This window comes from Leptolyngbya sp. FACHB-711 (assembly GCF_014695615.1).
GTDB lineage: Bacteria > Cyanobacteriota > Cyanobacteriia > Elainellales > Elainellaceae > Leptolyngbya_A.
On the sequence record NZ_JACJOR010000497.1, the window covers coordinates 15644 to 30123 of the forward strand.

Annotated in this window: 13 protein-coding genes; 5 read left to right on the plus strand and 8 right to left on the minus strand. The window is 51.0% G+C overall.

Going from position 1 to position 14480, the window contains the following annotated elements:
- Positions 1-6 precede the first annotated feature (6 nt).
- Positions 7-1542: a nickel pincer cofactor biosynthesis protein LarC gene (gene larC, locus H6F80_RS23500; RefSeq protein WP_190793944.1), complete on the minus strand. Its 1536-nt coding sequence runs from the start codon at positions 1540-1542 to the stop codon at positions 7-9.
- 44 nt (positions 1543-1586) lie between these two features.
- Between larC and H6F80_RS23505 the strand changes: the two genes are divergently transcribed.
- Both H6F80_RS23505 and H6F80_RS23510 read left to right on the plus strand, forming a co-directional pair.
- Positions 1587-2246 carry an L-threonylcarbamoyladenylate synthase gene (locus tag H6F80_RS23505; RefSeq protein WP_190793945.1) on the plus strand — a complete coding sequence of 220 codons (660 nt, stop codon included), beginning with the start codon at positions 1587-1589 and terminating at the stop codon, positions 2244-2246.
- 522 nt (positions 2247-2768) lie between these two features.
- Entirely contained in the window at positions 2769-4094 is a 1326-nt protein-coding gene (locus tag H6F80_RS23510) for a HetZ-related protein (protein ID WP_190793946.1), read from the plus strand.
- A gap of 2 nt (positions 4095-4096) precedes the next feature.
- Here the strand turns inward: H6F80_RS23510 and H6F80_RS23515 are convergent, their stop codons facing one another.
- The 4 genes from H6F80_RS23515 to H6F80_RS23530 form a co-directional block, all read right to left on the minus strand.
- Entirely contained in the window at positions 4097-4408 is a 312-nt protein-coding gene (locus tag H6F80_RS23515) for a (2Fe-2S) ferredoxin domain-containing protein (RefSeq protein ID WP_190793947.1), read from the minus strand.
- A 30-nt stretch (positions 4409-4438) separates the two neighbouring features.
- Positions 4439-4909, minus strand: a complete 471-nt coding sequence (locus H6F80_RS23520) for a 2TM domain-containing protein (RefSeq protein WP_190793948.1) — start codon at positions 4907-4909, stop codon at positions 4439-4441.
- Between the two features lie 236 nt (positions 4910-5145).
- Positions 5146-5538: a DUF4346 domain-containing protein gene (locus H6F80_RS23525; RefSeq protein WP_190793949.1), complete on the minus strand. Its 393-nt coding sequence runs from the start codon at positions 5536-5538 to the stop codon at positions 5146-5148.
- Between the two features lie 185 nt (positions 5539-5723).
- The gene (locus H6F80_RS23530) at positions 5724-7481 is read right to left on the minus strand and encodes a glycosyltransferase family 39 protein (RefSeq protein ID WP_199296780.1); all 1758 of its coding nucleotides are present in this window, start codon (positions 7479-7481) and stop codon (positions 5724-5726) included.
- A gap of 36 nt (positions 7482-7517) precedes the next feature.
- Here H6F80_RS23530 and H6F80_RS31425 point away from each other — a divergent pair, with 36 nt between their 5' ends.
- From H6F80_RS31425 to H6F80_RS23545, 3 genes are all read left to right on the plus strand, one after another.
- A complete protein-coding gene (locus H6F80_RS31425) occupies positions 7518-7976 on the plus strand; it encodes a hypothetical protein (RefSeq protein ID WP_518523639.1) in 459 nt (152 codons plus the stop codon).
- Between the two features lie 528 nt (positions 7977-8504).
- A complete protein-coding gene (gene trxB, locus H6F80_RS23540) occupies positions 8505-9884 on the plus strand; it encodes a thioredoxin-disulfide reductase (protein ID WP_190793950.1) in 1380 nt (459 codons plus the stop codon).
- Between the two features lie 233 nt (positions 9885-10117).
- On the plus strand, positions 10118-10657 hold the full coding sequence (locus H6F80_RS23545; protein ID WP_190793951.1) for a hypothetical protein: 540 nt from the start codon (positions 10118-10120) through the stop codon (positions 10655-10657).
- 24 nt (positions 10658-10681) lie between these two features.
- Here the strand turns inward: H6F80_RS23545 and H6F80_RS23550 are convergent, their stop codons facing one another.
- The 3 genes from H6F80_RS23550 to H6F80_RS23560 all read right to left on the minus strand — a co-directional run.
- Positions 10682-12439 (minus strand): ABC transporter ATP-binding protein/permease, encoded by a 1758-nt coding sequence (locus H6F80_RS23550; protein ID WP_190793952.1) that lies wholly within the window; start codon positions 12437-12439, stop codon positions 10682-10684.
- Between the two features lie 179 nt (positions 12440-12618).
- Complete coding sequence (locus H6F80_RS23555; protein ID WP_190793953.1) at positions 12619-13050, minus strand: hypothetical protein; 432 nt, start codon at positions 13048-13050, stop codon at positions 12619-12621.
- 846 nt (positions 13051-13896) lie between these two features.
- Positions 13897-14480 (minus strand): aldehyde oxygenase (deformylating) (locus H6F80_RS23560; protein WP_190793954.1); only part of this gene is annotated, 584 nt, incomplete at its 5' end.

Consider the following 14480-nt stretch of genomic DNA (forward strand, 5'->3'; position numbering starts at 1 on the left):
TTCAGTTTATTGGTTAGATTCACGGAATTGATGATACCACGCTGCGATCGCAACTCGATGAGCTTCACGCCAGGGTTGTTGAGTTTTTCGGGCAATTTCAGCACAATCTTCATACTCTGGCTGCACATTCACCACTGCACCCAATTTTGATTGCCGCGCAACCTTGACGCGAATTGCTCCGTAAACCGTTTGCACCGTTTCAATTTCCCGGTAGAGCACGGTTCTTGCCTGCTGGGCTCGCCGGATGCCCAGGGTAGTTGTTTCCCGAAACATAATCGCTTCACAGATTTCGATCTGCTCTGGACGACAAATTACCGTTAACAATAGCCCCGGCCGCGATTTCTTCATACCGATGGGCTGGGTAAAGACATCCAGTGCCCCTGCCCGAAGCAGCGCATCCATTACGTAGCCAATCGCCTGGGGATTGAGATCATCAATTTGCGTTTCTAACACCGTGACAGTTTCCTGCTGACCGACCGTTTCCTTGATCCCCGCAGCTTCAGATGAGTGATGGGCAGAATGAATCCTCTGAAGCGGTTTTTTCTCTGAAGGAAGCAGATGGCTTGTTGCAAGCGGGGCTGCGTTGCAATGAAGAACAGTTTGCTTTGAAGGGGAATTGGCTTGATGCAGTTTCTTGGCTGGCCCAGCTTCAGCAGTACCAATCCACAGCCGCAGAATGTTGGGGAGCGGTAGATGAATTGATCCCGCGCCCAGCCCTACTTTTTGAAGCGTCATCGGTGGCGGTGCACCAAATTGATCTGCCAGCGTTGTCACCAGAGCTGCACCTGTGGGCGTTACGAGTTCGCGATCGATCCCGTTGCTGTAGATAGGAACCTGACGCATTTCCCACAGCTTCAGAACTGCCGGAGCCGGAACGGGTAGACGACCGTGGGCTGCGCGAACTGTTCCTCCACCGATCGGTAAAGCAGAACAGTAAATTTGATCGACCCCCAGCCAGTCCAGCCCGGCACAGGTTCCCACAATATCAACGATCGCATCCGTTGCGCCCACTTCGTGAAAGTGAACTGACTCTGGCGGAATGCCATGCACTGCTGCTTCTGCTTCAGCTAGCCGACGAAAGACTGCCAGGCTCCAGGCTTCGGTGCGGGGGGCCAACTGAGCCGATCGAATCAACGCTTCGATTTCGGGTAAGTTTCGCTCGGCATGATGATGCAGGGGATGATTGTGAGGAGCGGGATGATCGGAATGACGGTGATCTTCGGCGTGAGTGGAGCGACGAGGAGGATCGCGATCGTCTCTATGAAGGTGTGCTTCGGGTTGATGCGCTGAAGGGGCTGCTGCCTGCCCGGCATGATCTCTATGTGTTCGATCGGAGTTTGAAACCAGTTCGACAAAAACCTTGGTTGCCTGCTGTCCGTTGCGCTGTACCCGATCTGCCCAGAGTTTGTATTCGTCCGAGATGCCCAACTTTTCTAACGTCTCAATCAGATAAGTCAGGGGAACGCCGGCATCAACCAGTGCACCCAGGCACATATCCCCAGACAGACCCGTGGGGCAATCCAGATAAGCTAGTTTCGTCATAAGGCAAAATGAAGCAAGCAGTGTGAGGAGAATCAGGAGTTCCGATGGCGATCGTTTATAAATTGCATTCAGAAACACCCCAGATGCGACGGATTGAAAAGATTCGCGATGCGTTACGCGATGGGGCGGTCGTCCTATATCCCACTGATACAGTGTATGCGATCGGCTGCGACCTCAATGCAAAATCGGCGATCGAGCGCGTCCGAAAACTAAAGCAGCTCTCAAACGATAAGCCGCTGACCTTCTTGTGTCCTTCGCTGTCAAATATTGCTCAGTATGCGATCGTGAGTGATGCTTCCTATCGGCTAATTCGTCACCTGATCCCCGGACCCTATACGTTTTTGCTTCCGGCAACCAAGCTTGTGCCGCGACTGGTGCAAGATCCGAAGCGCAAAACGACCGGAATTCGGGTTCCTAATCATGCGATTTGTCAGGCACTTTTGCAGAGTTTGGGAAATCCGATCATCTCTACGTCTGCGCCGACGGTGGTTCATGCGGAAGATCAGTTCATTGATTCGGCTGAACTGTTTGATCAGCTTGATCAGCGGGTTGACATCATTATTGATGATCAGTCTCCGATTCGTACTCAAGTGTCTACCATCCTCGACCTGACCCAGGCAGAACCGATCGTCCTTCGCAAAGGATTGGGCTGGGAAGCGGTTGCAGATCTGAAAGTCACTCTCTCATCGCGGGAAGCACGCTGAGGGGATACTGAAATTGACTCGCGAGGGGAGCGGAACAGAAGCTAGATTCGCAGCACTTATCCCTTTATCTGGACGATTTATCTGGACAATCGCGGAAAGGCAGTTCACCAACAACGACAAAAATTTCCTGATTGCTGCGGGCGATCCAGTTGCAGAATTGTCCTCCTAAGGTGGAGCGGAAGGACCGATCTCCCAGATTGTAGCCTCACAGGACGAGCGGCAGGTAAAAATCAGCAGGAGCAGCACTCCAGCCTTGTTTGCGCCTAGGGTGAATCCAACATTTTGGGTTGCTCAAGCCTGCGGTATATCAATTGAATTTGTTCCCATCCGGAAACCACAAAAAAAAGTGGCTGCTAAAAACGGGCAAGAGCCGGAGTTTCCCAAACTTTAGATGTAGACATCGGCAATCGGGCAGAAACATCTCAGACGGTTTTGAGTTCTAAGAACCTGAGTCGTGAAGCTCAAAATTCTGGAACTCCCGTTCTGCGCTGTTGTCGTTGTGCATCACCCTGCAATTCATTTATGAACTCTGAACCTGTGAATTCCTCCTGTTTCCTTTCTGTGGCGAGTGAGTTTCCTTGCGTGATTCCCAACCCCTTTTCATCTGTCGGTGATCTACCGGATGCCCCCATCCAGACCAATTCCTCCACTCCTCATTCTCCTGTCGGGGTCAATGCTGCCCCAGTCAACCATACTTCTGAATATTCAGCGGCAGACTTGCAGCTTCGGGAAGAATTGACAGCGAAATTACTGAGTGAGCTTGAAACTGAAGCAATATCTCACCTTCCCTCGATCCGTATCCTGATCGATCGCATCCTCACCGAAGTAGAACGTATCTGCGACAAAAGCGATCGCATCCGCAGTTCTGGGCAGCAGCAAACCTGGCTAATGACGCTGGCACAGCATCGGCTGAAAAAGTGCCTGAGCTACTACAAGCTAGGCTCAAAGCGAGGTCGGGTCGAACTGCATAGCCATCTCAGCACGATGGTTTACCGTCACATTGTGGCAACCCAGACCCAGATGGGCTTTAGTGCCCGCTATGGGCTGATTGAAGACTTTTTGCAGGGATTTTACATCGAAGTGCTCAAGGCGTTTCGGCGCGAGAACATCCTGCCAGAGGATTACTCGCCGCGCACACGACTGGAACTAGCAGAATATATGGCATTTACCGAACACTATGCCAAGCGCAGAATTGCTCTTCCCGGACGGCGCACCCAGCAGCTCATTGTCCTCCGCGCTCAGGGATTTGCTCACCGTCAGCCTCCCGAAACCGCGATCGACTTAGAAATGGCGATTGAGAGCGCAAAAAGCGAAGAAGCTGAACAGCACAGCCGATCGCCTCTGGTGCAGCAGGTGCGGGAACAAATGACGGCGGAAACGACTGATCCAACCGATTTTGTGTTGCGCGATCGAGTCATCACCGAGTTGATCAGCTACCTCGAAGCGCAGGGACAGCCCGACTGTGTCGACTATCTCACCCTTAAGCTTCAGGATCTCTCCGCCCCGGAAATCGATGAGATTCTCAATCTTTCGCCCCGGCAGCGCGACTATCTGCAACAGCGATTTAAATATCATGTCGAGAAGTTTGCTCGCTCGCATCGCTGGCAGTTGGTGCATCAGTGGCTCGGCGCAGACCTTGATCAAAATCTCGGAATGCCGCTCCAGCAGTGGGAAGCATTTCTTCAGCAGTTGACCCCAGACCAGCACCAGCTTTTGCGGCTTAAAACCCAGAAGCACAGCGATCAGGAAATTGCTAAAGCCCTACGCTGTACGCTGAAACAAGTTCAGAAGCGGTGGGTTGCCCTGCTCGAGCTAGCTTGGCAAACACGCAACAGCACAACCAGCTAGGCTTATGCTTCCTCTAGCGGGTGAAAGCGGGGGTGAAGCAAATTTCTGACGGGGCGATCGCCTTCCAGGTGTTCCTTCACAATGGTTTCTACGTCCGATCGCTGAATGCGGCAGTACCACTCGCCGTCGGGCATGATTCGCACTGTGGGACCAGAGGCACACTGCCCCATGCAGCCGCTTGCTGTTGCCATGACCCCTGCGGGAACCATGGCTTGAAACGCAGCCAGCACCTCGGCAGAACCCTGGCGCGTACAGGAACGATGCTGACAAATCAGCACACAGCGGCGTTTAGCAGGCAGAGAAGAGTGCTGCACTAGAGAATGGAGACGAGAGTTTTCCTGGAGTTACACGCTTAACCAGCGATCGAGCAAGCGAGTGACAGAAGTTTTAAGCCTGCGTTTTTGCTGCCACCGTTTGAACGCGCCTTCGTAGGATTCCCCCTGAAGCTGAAAAGTTTTCCATCCATCCAGCGTAACTGCTAAGGCCCAGGGAAACAGAATGTAGAGCAACCAGCCCGCCGCGCCTCCGGTTAGAGCATTGAGCGCAACCAGAAACAAACTCACAATCAAGAACCGCCCCAGTCGATGCCGAAACTGCTGCTGCCGATGCCGATCGAATGCCACTCGATCGATCGCCTCTCCGCGCTGGGTCATCCATTCCCGCTCTGCTGCCGCCAGTTCTCCCGGAGCGATATTCAGCTCTGCCGCAATCTCAAGCAACTGATCGCGGGTCACGTCTCCGGCTTCCACCTGACGAACGATCGCCAGATGCAGAATTTGCTGCGCGTCTTCCGGGCTATAGAGTGGGCTAGACATGGCGGTTTGTCCTGAAAATTAGCTCTGAGTTAATGCTAGACAATTTTGGGCGAGACAGAAGGGAAACATGTTGATGGGGTGTTTGAGAAGTGTCAGAGATTCGACATTGCCCCCAAATTCCCCAATGCCGGGTAACTTTGAAAACCTTCAAGAGAGCAGGGTTCCTCCCCAAATTGGCTCGCAAGGGGCGGTTCGGGCAACAGCGTAACTTCTCCAAAAGCCTCTTCGTCCTCAATTTAGTCCTGAATATAGTCCTGTCCGCTGATCAGCGCGGCTTCTGCTCGGACAAATTCGCGTCCCAAATAGGCAGCGTGATCCAGGTAGGTAATGGGTGCAGGTTTCGTTTCTTCAAAGATTTTGATGCAGAGTTCTTTTGCCGTTCTGCCTGTAAACAAAACTGTAGGGGTGCGCTCGACCTTGACATTACAAGGCAGAGGTTCACCTGTTTCGGGATCGCAGGCTAAACCTTTGTCGTTAATCGTATTAGTGTAGTGCTTAGCGCAGATTAACCCGGCTTCGCGATCAACATAAATGACAAAGTATCCTGCCGGATCGAGTTCAATGTAACGATTAGAAAGTTTATTATCGAGTGCTGCTAAATTTTCAGCCGAGGTTGGAACGGTGTACATAGTTCAGAAAGGTTCAGGAAAAGTTCAGAAAATAGTTCAGGAAACGGAAGTAGGGAAAAGAATGAACAATTCTTTCGATCGAATGACCACAATGAGCAAGCCTTGATCTAGTGTAGTGCGATCGATTCTCGTTGACGGAGTAGGGAATGCCGAATCGAATCTTTGATCGGGTTGACCGATCGGATTTACCGCTTGAGCTGCCAGAGCCGACCTTCTCGATAGAAAGACTGCAACGACCAGCCTTTTTGCTCGATCGCCGATCGCAGTTTTTGGGAGGGACGAAAGAAAATAACGTTGGATTCAGGAGCGAGTGGATCGAGATTGGGCGTTTCGCTGGCGGTGTAAAGCCTTACTTTGTCGGTCAGTCGAAAGCTCAGTGAAATCAGATCACCTGTGTTGGTGTAGTCGTCGCCGATATCGCTAACCAGAACTGGATTGCTCGTTTCTGCTTCTCGATTCACAATTTGGGCAACTTCGGCGTTTGAATAGCTCAAATCCTTGCTCCACCAGGTTTGTGCTGCCGCGCTCAGACTGCAAGAGATCAGGCTTGCCGTAAACACAGCGGTTAAAATGCCAAACCAGATTGATTGCTTTCCCAACCCTTGCGCCAAACGAGCAGAAAGCGGGCTCGATCGCCCCATCGCCTTCTGCCAAAAAGCAGGCTTACTAAACAGCGCAACGCCAAATAAATAAGCTACCGCAAGCTGAATCGCCGGATAGCACGAAACCAGATAGCGACTTACTGCCGATCGCTTTCCGCCCAAAAGCACATCTGCCAGCACCAGCAGCAGAAAAGGAACCAGGAAGTTTAGCAGCACAAATAGCCAGGTCTTGCGCGGAGCGGTTCGATACAGTAGCACCATTCCCATAAACACCAGCAGCAGAAAAGGAATTCGCACCAGATAGGTGACAGGATTGTTGAAGCCAAAGTCAAGATCGACAAACAGCGACGTAAAACTAAGTAGCCACAGCTTGATCAAATAACCAAAATCAGTAGGCACTTGCGCCCAATCTGTTGTTGCTAATGCCCGCTGACGATTAAAGTACATCACCGCAATCCAGGGACTGTAGAGAATCAGAGCTTCCAGGACGGCGATGCCAAACTGCAAATAAAGGCGCAAATTGCCAAAAGGTGGGCGATCGAAAACCAGCCTCCTGATCGGAAAACTAAACTTGAGCCGCCGACGCGGAGCCGCCGATTTTTCTTCGGGATTGAGGGATTCGCGCTGAGCCGGGTCTGGTTTGTCTTTGTTCGGCTCCGGTCTACCCACCAACAACACATAAACTCCATGAGCTGCGATTGTCAGTGCGAAGAATGGATGGGCATACAGCCCAAGTGCCAGGCTCAGCATATACAGCCCCCAGTTCCACCAGGTAGGCAGCCGGATTGCCTGCAGCAGCAGCCAGCTACTTCCAATCACGATCGTCGTCAGCAGGCTGTATTGCCGATTCGTCTGGGCAAACAAAATGTCATAGGGGGAAAGAGCCAGCAGAGCCGCTGCCACCAGTGCCGCCAATCGGGAACCAAATAGCTCGATCGCCAGCCAATACATCATGATGATTCCGGGCAGGCTCAGCAGTGCAGGAAAGAGGCGAGTTTCTGCAATTCCACTGCCGAAAAGCTTCATCCAGAACCGGGATAGCACAAAGTAGAGCGGTGGATGCTGCGGATCTTCGACTGCTAAAGAATAAATCGTATCGGGAAAGGTGCTGCCCGGCTTTGGCTGCTGATACCACTGCAAATTGGGCGCGGGAATAAACCGATCGCGAAATAGGCTGCTGTCAATTTCATGACGTGTATAGCCTGCCGATCGCATAGAGGTATAAACTTCGTCGTGCCAAAGAATCTTGCGATCGAGATTCAGAAATCGAAAGCCAATTCCCAGCACCAGTACGCTGATCAATAACCACCGCAGCCCAACTTGAAGCGAACGTCGTTTCAACCGCTATCCCTCTGATGACATTCTGAAATTGTTACCATGAAAGCTAATTTTATGTCACATCCAGGGGCAGAGCGCGTGCGAGCCAAAATTGAAAATGAAGTTTTATTGATCCACACTGACGATCTTCCCCAGTATAAAAAGAGCGGATCGATCGTGCGAAACAGCTATTTCTGGGCACTCAAATCGATCGCAGGCAGATGCTCTTATGGCGAAAACTGGGAATACGAAGCAGAAGTCTGGTTTGCGGTGCAGCGAATGCTGATGTCGTTTAGCGAATCGGGCTATCTGGGCTTAAGCGAAACGATTCTCGAATTTCCCCTAGGCACTGAGGTTCCGCCTGTGCTGCGATCGGTTTCTACCTGGATCAGCGAAGAAGAATGGGCAGTGGAAAAGGAAAAGCCAGAGGATTCGTTTAATCGCTCTGGCAAGCGGGATTTTAATAAGAAAGAGAAGGACGATCGCAAAGAAAAGAAGACGAGTTCGTGGCGACGATGAAGCAAGCAGACAAATTGGAATGAGCGAACACAAATGACCCACGCACTGTGAATCTCAATGCCAAAACCCAGCGATAGTTACCTTCAAGCAATAATCTGACAACCCTGGAGAGGAAACTGCTTCGCATTGCCTCAGACGTGCCTTCATTGCACAACTTCTTGTCAAACCACGCTTCCCAGCAAACTGAGAGTTAATCAGGCGATTGATTTTATTCAAAAGCGATAACTAGCATAGCTTGACCCATTCCTTGACCCATTCCTTGATTCATTAGAGTTCTAGGCACTTATAGCACCATGAGCTTGGGAGGCATGCTGACCCTCCCCCTAGATCCCTTTTCCCTACTTTTCCCTAGATCCCCTTCCTAAAACGATCGCAGGACTTCCAATTCGTCTCCTCTGCGCCGCTGGTGTAAGAAGGGGCTGGGGGATGAGGGGAAGTAACCGTTTGGCGTATTTTTCCTTTTGCTATACCCATTTCGAAAAATTAAGCTATACTAAGCGTAGTCGTTATGAGTTCATATAAATAGCTATGGCAAACCCTACGGTAGAAAACGTTGTCATTATCGGTTCTGGTCCGGCAGGATATACGGCAGCGATTTATGCAGCACGGGCGAACCTGAAACCCTTTGTGTTCGAAGGCTATCAGGCAGGAGGGCTACCGGGTGGGCAACTCATGACCACGACGGAAGTAGAAAACTTTCCTGGCTTTCCTGACGGAATCACAGGTCCGCAGCTTATGGACCGGATGAAGGCGCAGGCAATTCGCTGGGGCGCAGAGCTGGTGACAGAAGATGTCACCGAAGTAGATTTTAGCCAGCGTCCGTTTGTGATTCGCTCAGAAGAAAGAGAAGTGCGGGCACATAGCGTCATTATTGCCACTGGAGCCACCGCAAAGCGGCTGGGTTTACCCTGTGAGCATGAGTTCTGGAGCCGGGGAATTTCTGCCTGTGCGATTTGCGATGGCGCGACCCCAATTTTCCGTCAGGCGGAACTGGCAGTGATCGGCGGCGGCGACTCGGCGGCAGAAGAAGCCGTTTATCTAACAAAGTATGGCTCCCACGTACATCTGCTGATTCGCGGCGAAACGATGCGTGCCAGCAAAGCCATGCAGGATCGGGTGCTGATCAATCCTAAAATTACCGTTCACCGCAATACAGAGGCGATCGATATCTTTGGCGACGAAACGCACATGAACGGCATCAAGATCCGCAATACTCAGACGGGCAAAGAAGATAGTCTGCACGTTAAAGGGCTATTTTATGCGATCGGTCACACGCCCAATACTTCTCTGTTCCGGGGACAAATTGAGCTGGATGATGTCGGCTATATCGTGACGCGCAACGATGTTGAAACCAATATCGAAGGCGTGTATGCGTGCGGCGACGTGCAGGATCACGAATATCGGCAGGCGATTACCGCTGCGGGTTCAGGCTGTCAGGCAGCAATGCTGGCAGAACGCTGGCTCTCAGTAAACGGACTGGCGCAGGAGTTCCACCAGCCTGAAGAAGAAGAAAAAGCAGTCGAAGCACCGCATCACAAAACAGAGGCTGAAGAAGCGGTTGAATTTGACGTTGCCCGGACGCACCATGAAGGGGGCTACGCCCTGCGGAAGCTCTATCACGAAAGCGATCGTCTGATCATGGTGAAGTACGCTTCGCCCACCTGCGGACCCTGCCACACGCTGAAGCCAATTCTCAGCAAGATTGTGGATGAGTTCGAAGGTCAGATTCACTATGTCGAGATTGACATTGAGCAAGACCCCGATATCGCAGAGTCTGCCGGAGTCGTTGGTACGCCCACGGTGCAATTTTTCCGGGATAAGGCACTGGTAGCTGAGCTAAAAGGCGTGAAGCCCAAGAGCCAGTATCGCGAAACCATTTATAAATACTCAGCGGTTCCGGTGGCTTAGTTTCTAAGTTTCAATTCTCAATCCCACATCGGGTAGAAGTTTGTCCCTAACAGCCAGTTTACTCATGTCGCTTCCCGCAATCGGGATCGTTGGCAGAAGTAAATAAGCTGAAGGTGATCGACTTTCTACCCGTTTTTTTACAGTGTTTAGAATCAGCAGTTTAGACTCAGCAACTTCTCAATATCTCTGAGTGTCGATCGATTTGAACCCTCGCTGTGTCTTTGTTCGCGGTTATGAAATCTTACAAATTGATTGCGCTCTGCTCTACTCTGACGATCGCCGGATGGGGCTGTGCGGATCAGCAGCTTCCAAAGCAAGTGGAAACCCCGCCGAGTGCCTCGATTGCTTTGCTAACTCCCACCCGCTCCAATCAGTTTGACCCTACAACGCTGCAAGTAGGCGATCGAATTCAAGGATTGGAAGTCAGGCAGGTTGATGTGCAAAAAGCCTTTGATGGCTCGATGGTTGGAACCGTTGCCTTTCAGGGGGAGGTCCTGCTGACGGGCACTTATAGACCCCATCCGCAATCCCCTGATGTTCAGTCTGTTTGCTTTGATGGAGACGCTGCCTCAGCTACCCAACTGCCCCGATTTTTGAATGACGATCGCAAAGTCTGGTTCTGCTTTGAAAACCAGGAAGCCGCAATTCAGCAGCTGGGCACGATCGGCACAACCGGAAAAGCGACGATCGTAATTGACCAGTACACCACTATTCGTCAATTTACCGATGCGGTCGATAGTGCAGTTCTGGTTTGGGTGGTCTCAAAGGAATGAGCCTTAGAAACGATGCCAGAGAAACTATGCCAGTTCTGAGAGTTCTGGCTGCTTCTCAAATTCGGGCGATGGCTTAATCTTCCAGGTTTGATCGATCGCCAACTGCAAAACCGACTGATGATAGTTCGCCAAGGTTGCTCGATGTCCAACGCTGAGAAACGTTGTGCCCGTCTCGTTAGCAGAGTTACCCTGTAACGCTTTCAGGTGTTGATACAGTCGTTCCTCGTTTTCCAGGTCAAGGGCACTGGTTGCTTCATCGAGAATGACGTACCTCGGTTTATTTAACAGCAGGCGGGCAAAGGTGAGTCGTTGCTGTTCGCCCAGCGAGAGGACATCTCCCCAATCTTGCTCAGTATCAAAGCCGTCAAATCGCTCCTCCAGTCCACCCAGGTTGACTTGTTCTAAAACTTGCTTCAGGCGATCGTCATCTACCTCGAGCTCGGTGTTGGGGTAAAGCAACTGGTCGCGCAACGTTCCCAGCACCATATAGGGACGCTGTGGTAAAAACAAAATTTCCTTCGGTTCAGGACATTCGATCGTTCCCTTACCCGAATTCCACAGTCCCGCGATCGCCCTCAGCAATGAACTTTTGCCGCAGCCGCTTGGACCCATGACCAGCAATCCTGACCCGCTGGGCAGTTTGATTGTCAGATCTTCAATCAGTGTTCGCTGATAGTTGGGCGTTTGCAGGGTGAGGTGTTGAACGGCGAGGCGATCGGCTGTGACGGTCTGAATCTTGGGCTTTTGGTCGGTTCTGTCGTCTGCTTGGGCTTCAATCTGCTCTAAAAAGGCAGCAAACGTATAGAGACGATTGATTCCGGCTCCAAAGGTGGTCAATGCTTGGAAGCGGGCAACCACCACATTGAGCGAGAAAAAGACGCGAACAAATGCGCCCTGTGCCTCAGAAACTTTACCGACTTCCATTTCTCCCGCAAAAATTGCAGGCGCAACAACCAGGGCAGGCAGAATAAATGGAATGAACTCGTAGGCATTGGTGAGAATATTCAGGTTCAGTTCCCACACCAGCAGCCGCTTCACGTTGTCGAACACAGCCTGAAACCGATCGCTCACCTGATTGGATTCCCGCTCTTCTCCCCGATAAAAGGCGATCGACTCGGCATTTTCTCGAATTCGCACCAGGCTAAAGCGGAAATTGGCTTCTTTCTTAAGCTGCCCAAAATTTAACCGCACCAGCGGTTTGCCAAACACCCCAGTGGTTACGACTGTCCCCACGAGGGCATACAGCACCAGAAAAAACACCAGCGGCTTGGAAATGCCCCACAGCACACTGCTAAAGGCAATCACTGACAAAACAGATTCCACCAGCACCAGCAAAAAGGTAAGCGATTCCTGCGTAAAGCTCCGCACGTCTTCCGCAATGCGCTGATCGGGGTTGTCTATTTCTGTGCCAAAAACCTGCAGATTGTAATAGGCGCGATTGGCAAAATATCGATCGACAAACCGATGGGTCAGCCACCGTCGCCACTGTAAACTGAGGCGATCACGCAGATAGGTGTACCCTGCCAGCAAAGGCGCATAAACTACCAGTACACCAATAAAAATAATCACCGTTTGCCAGAATCGCGGCTCATCCTGGGCAGAAAGGGCAGAAATGAGTACCCCCCGCTTGTTGTTGAGCAAAACACTCAGCCCGGTGTAAGCCAGCAAAAACAGCACCACGCCCAGCAGCAATCCCCGCGCCTGCCATTTCTCATCGCTTGACCAATAGGACTTGGCGATCGTCCAGAACTGCTGAAAGACGCTGAAATTGAATCGATTCATCGGCTTGGTTTCCTCGCAATCGGGCAATCCGGGGAGAACAAATTGGTCAGGCAGAAACCCAGCTTATGAATGAGTTGAAAGCGAGTTTTCTACCTTAACCATTTCACCCGGAATAGCTCCCCCAGAATACTGCCCGCAGAGCGATTGTGTAGCACTCTGGATGCGGGTCGAACAGGCGCTTAAACCGAACCGACCGACGGCTGATCAACTCCCGTTCCGGTCTGCTGCGAATTTTGCACGTGAGTCAGGCGGTTCCACAGCTCGTAATGCACCTCATTTTTAGGACAGTACCAGCTTCCTTCGATCGCCTCCATATGACCCATTGCTGTGAACTCTTCGCGATCGGGGTCGAGCAGATCCACATAGGTTGCACCCTGCTCTAAGCGCATTCCATGAGGAACGACTGAAATTTGCTTTAGCTCTTCGTCAGTGAAGCTAGTCAGCACGTTGTGCAAATCCTTGATGTCGTATGCGGTGGGAAATTCACCACTCTGGCTCCCAGTCACCCGCAATCCCTGATTCTGTCCTGCCATGCTGTGGGGATGCAGATCCTGATCGAATTCGTCCTGCTTCGCGTCCGTAGGTTTTCCCTGTTTTTGCATTTCAGGCATAGTCCGTTCTCCTGAATAATGTATCGAGTGATTGTCATCGTGCGAACGATCCTAAACAACCTGATCAGGCGATCGTTCTGTCGAATTACAGAGATTGGGGAAGATTTCCTTGGTTGAACTTTTTGGGATTCAAAGCTTGCCTAGGTTGACTCCTTGAGGGGGTAATGGGGGCAACACAGGAAACCAAACACTCGTCAGACAACCTCTTACTTCCCTATTACTTTAGGAACAGTAATTCCACAATTAACAGAACAAAAGCAGGAGCGCTGAAAAGGACAATCTTTTTCTCTTGCTATAAGCCTTTATATCCTTACCGATTTACACACGACACATCTTGCAGAGGAATACAAACTTTGCACTTTTATTAATGCTTTTGGGAAAGCTGTAGGCGCTTTAGCGGGAATACGTCAAGCTAAAAAAAGTGAACTTGAGCGGGTACAATGCCACAGGCAAATTCCACAAGCAGTCCTGCTTAGCGCAATCCTCAAGCTTGGTATCGTCCGTTTTCTCTTCCGAGCATGGCGTTTATGTCATGCTGTTCGTGTCCTTTCTAACCTTTCTCCTTTTACGATCGCCGCTTTTACCGTTGCGCTACTGAAATATGGACTGATTCTGGGGCAGCAAGACTGGTATTGCACGACTAAGATCCAGCGCGTTACCCTGCTGGAAACGGGTTCAGCCCTGCTGTTTCTGGCGATCGTGTTGCTGACGCTGCTCCCGGCACGTCTGTCCATGTAATTTCTAATCGAATTCCCAGCCAAATTCTCAGCAAAAACCTTCAGCCAAATTCCCAACAAAAAGGGCGAGCTAGATGCCCACCCCGATCAAATAATGGGATTGAGATTCCTAAGCAGCAGTCAAGCCATAAGCGGACATCCGCATAATTTCGCCAGTCGTAAAACCGATATTGCTTAGTGCCTCTCCGTAGCTAATCATGAAATCTTCTACCAGTGCCTCTTTTTCCATGCCCAGTTCATGAGCATCATTTTCGACCTGATTGAGCATTCGCCAGACAATCGGCAGATTTTCACGATTGGCTTCCTGAAGTTCTGCTTTTGACGTTTCAAAGTTTGCTTTCAGCCACTCTTCGCCAAAGTTCAGGTGGGTATATTCATCCTTGACCACGCCTTCGGTGATCTTGCGGGCAAAATCATCTGCGACCGGAATATAGATGTTGTAGGCAGAAATGGCAAAGCACTCAATGATGAGAGATTGAATCAGCAAACAGGTAACAATCTTGCCTTCAGCGGCTGCCTTCTGGAAGTTGCTGTGCAAACCTGCGAAAAATTCTTGAGCAAACTTCATGTCAGGAGTAACTTGTAGATTGCGTCCACAAGCCTGAAACCCTTTCATGTGACGGCTTTCCATTTTCGCCAAACCAACCAGCCGCTCTTTGGACTCTGGAAGCAGCTCGGCGAGCCTCTGGTAAT

Coding starts and splice junctions, on each gene's coding strand:
- larC (WP_190793944.1), bottom strand. CDS start 1,542: ATGACGAAACTAGCTTATCTGGATTGCCCCACGGGTCTGTCTGGGGAT.
- H6F80_RS31425 (WP_518523639.1), top strand. CDS start 7,518: ATGAAAGCTAATTTTATGTCACATCCAGGGGCAGAGCGCGTGCGAGCC.
- H6F80_RS23520 (WP_190793948.1), bottom strand. CDS start 4,909: ATGTCTAGCCCACTCTATAGCCCGGAAGACGCGCAGCAAATTCTGCAT.
- H6F80_RS23545 (WP_190793951.1), top strand. CDS start 10,118: ATGAAATCTTACAAATTGATTGCGCTCTGCTCTACTCTGACGATCGCC.
- H6F80_RS23550 (WP_190793952.1), bottom strand. CDS start 12,439: ATGAATCGATTCAATTTCAGCGTCTTTCAGCAGTTCTGGACGATCGCC.
- H6F80_RS23510 (WP_190793946.1), top strand. CDS start 2,769: ATGAACTCTGAACCTGTGAATTCCTCCTGTTTCCTTTCTGTGGCGAGT.
- H6F80_RS23525 (WP_190793949.1), bottom strand. CDS start 5,538: ATGTACACCGTTCCAACCTCGGCTGAAAATTTAGCAGCACTCGATAAT.
- H6F80_RS23505 (WP_190793945.1), top strand. CDS start 1,587: ATGGCGATCGTTTATAAATTGCATTCAGAAACACCCCAGATGCGACGG.
- H6F80_RS23555 (WP_190793953.1), bottom strand. CDS start 13,050: ATGCCTGAAATGCAAAAACAGGGAAAACCTACGGACGCGAAGCAGGAC.
- trxB (WP_190793950.1), top strand. CDS start 8,505: ATGGCAAACCCTACGGTAGAAAACGTTGTCATTATCGGTTCTGGTCCG.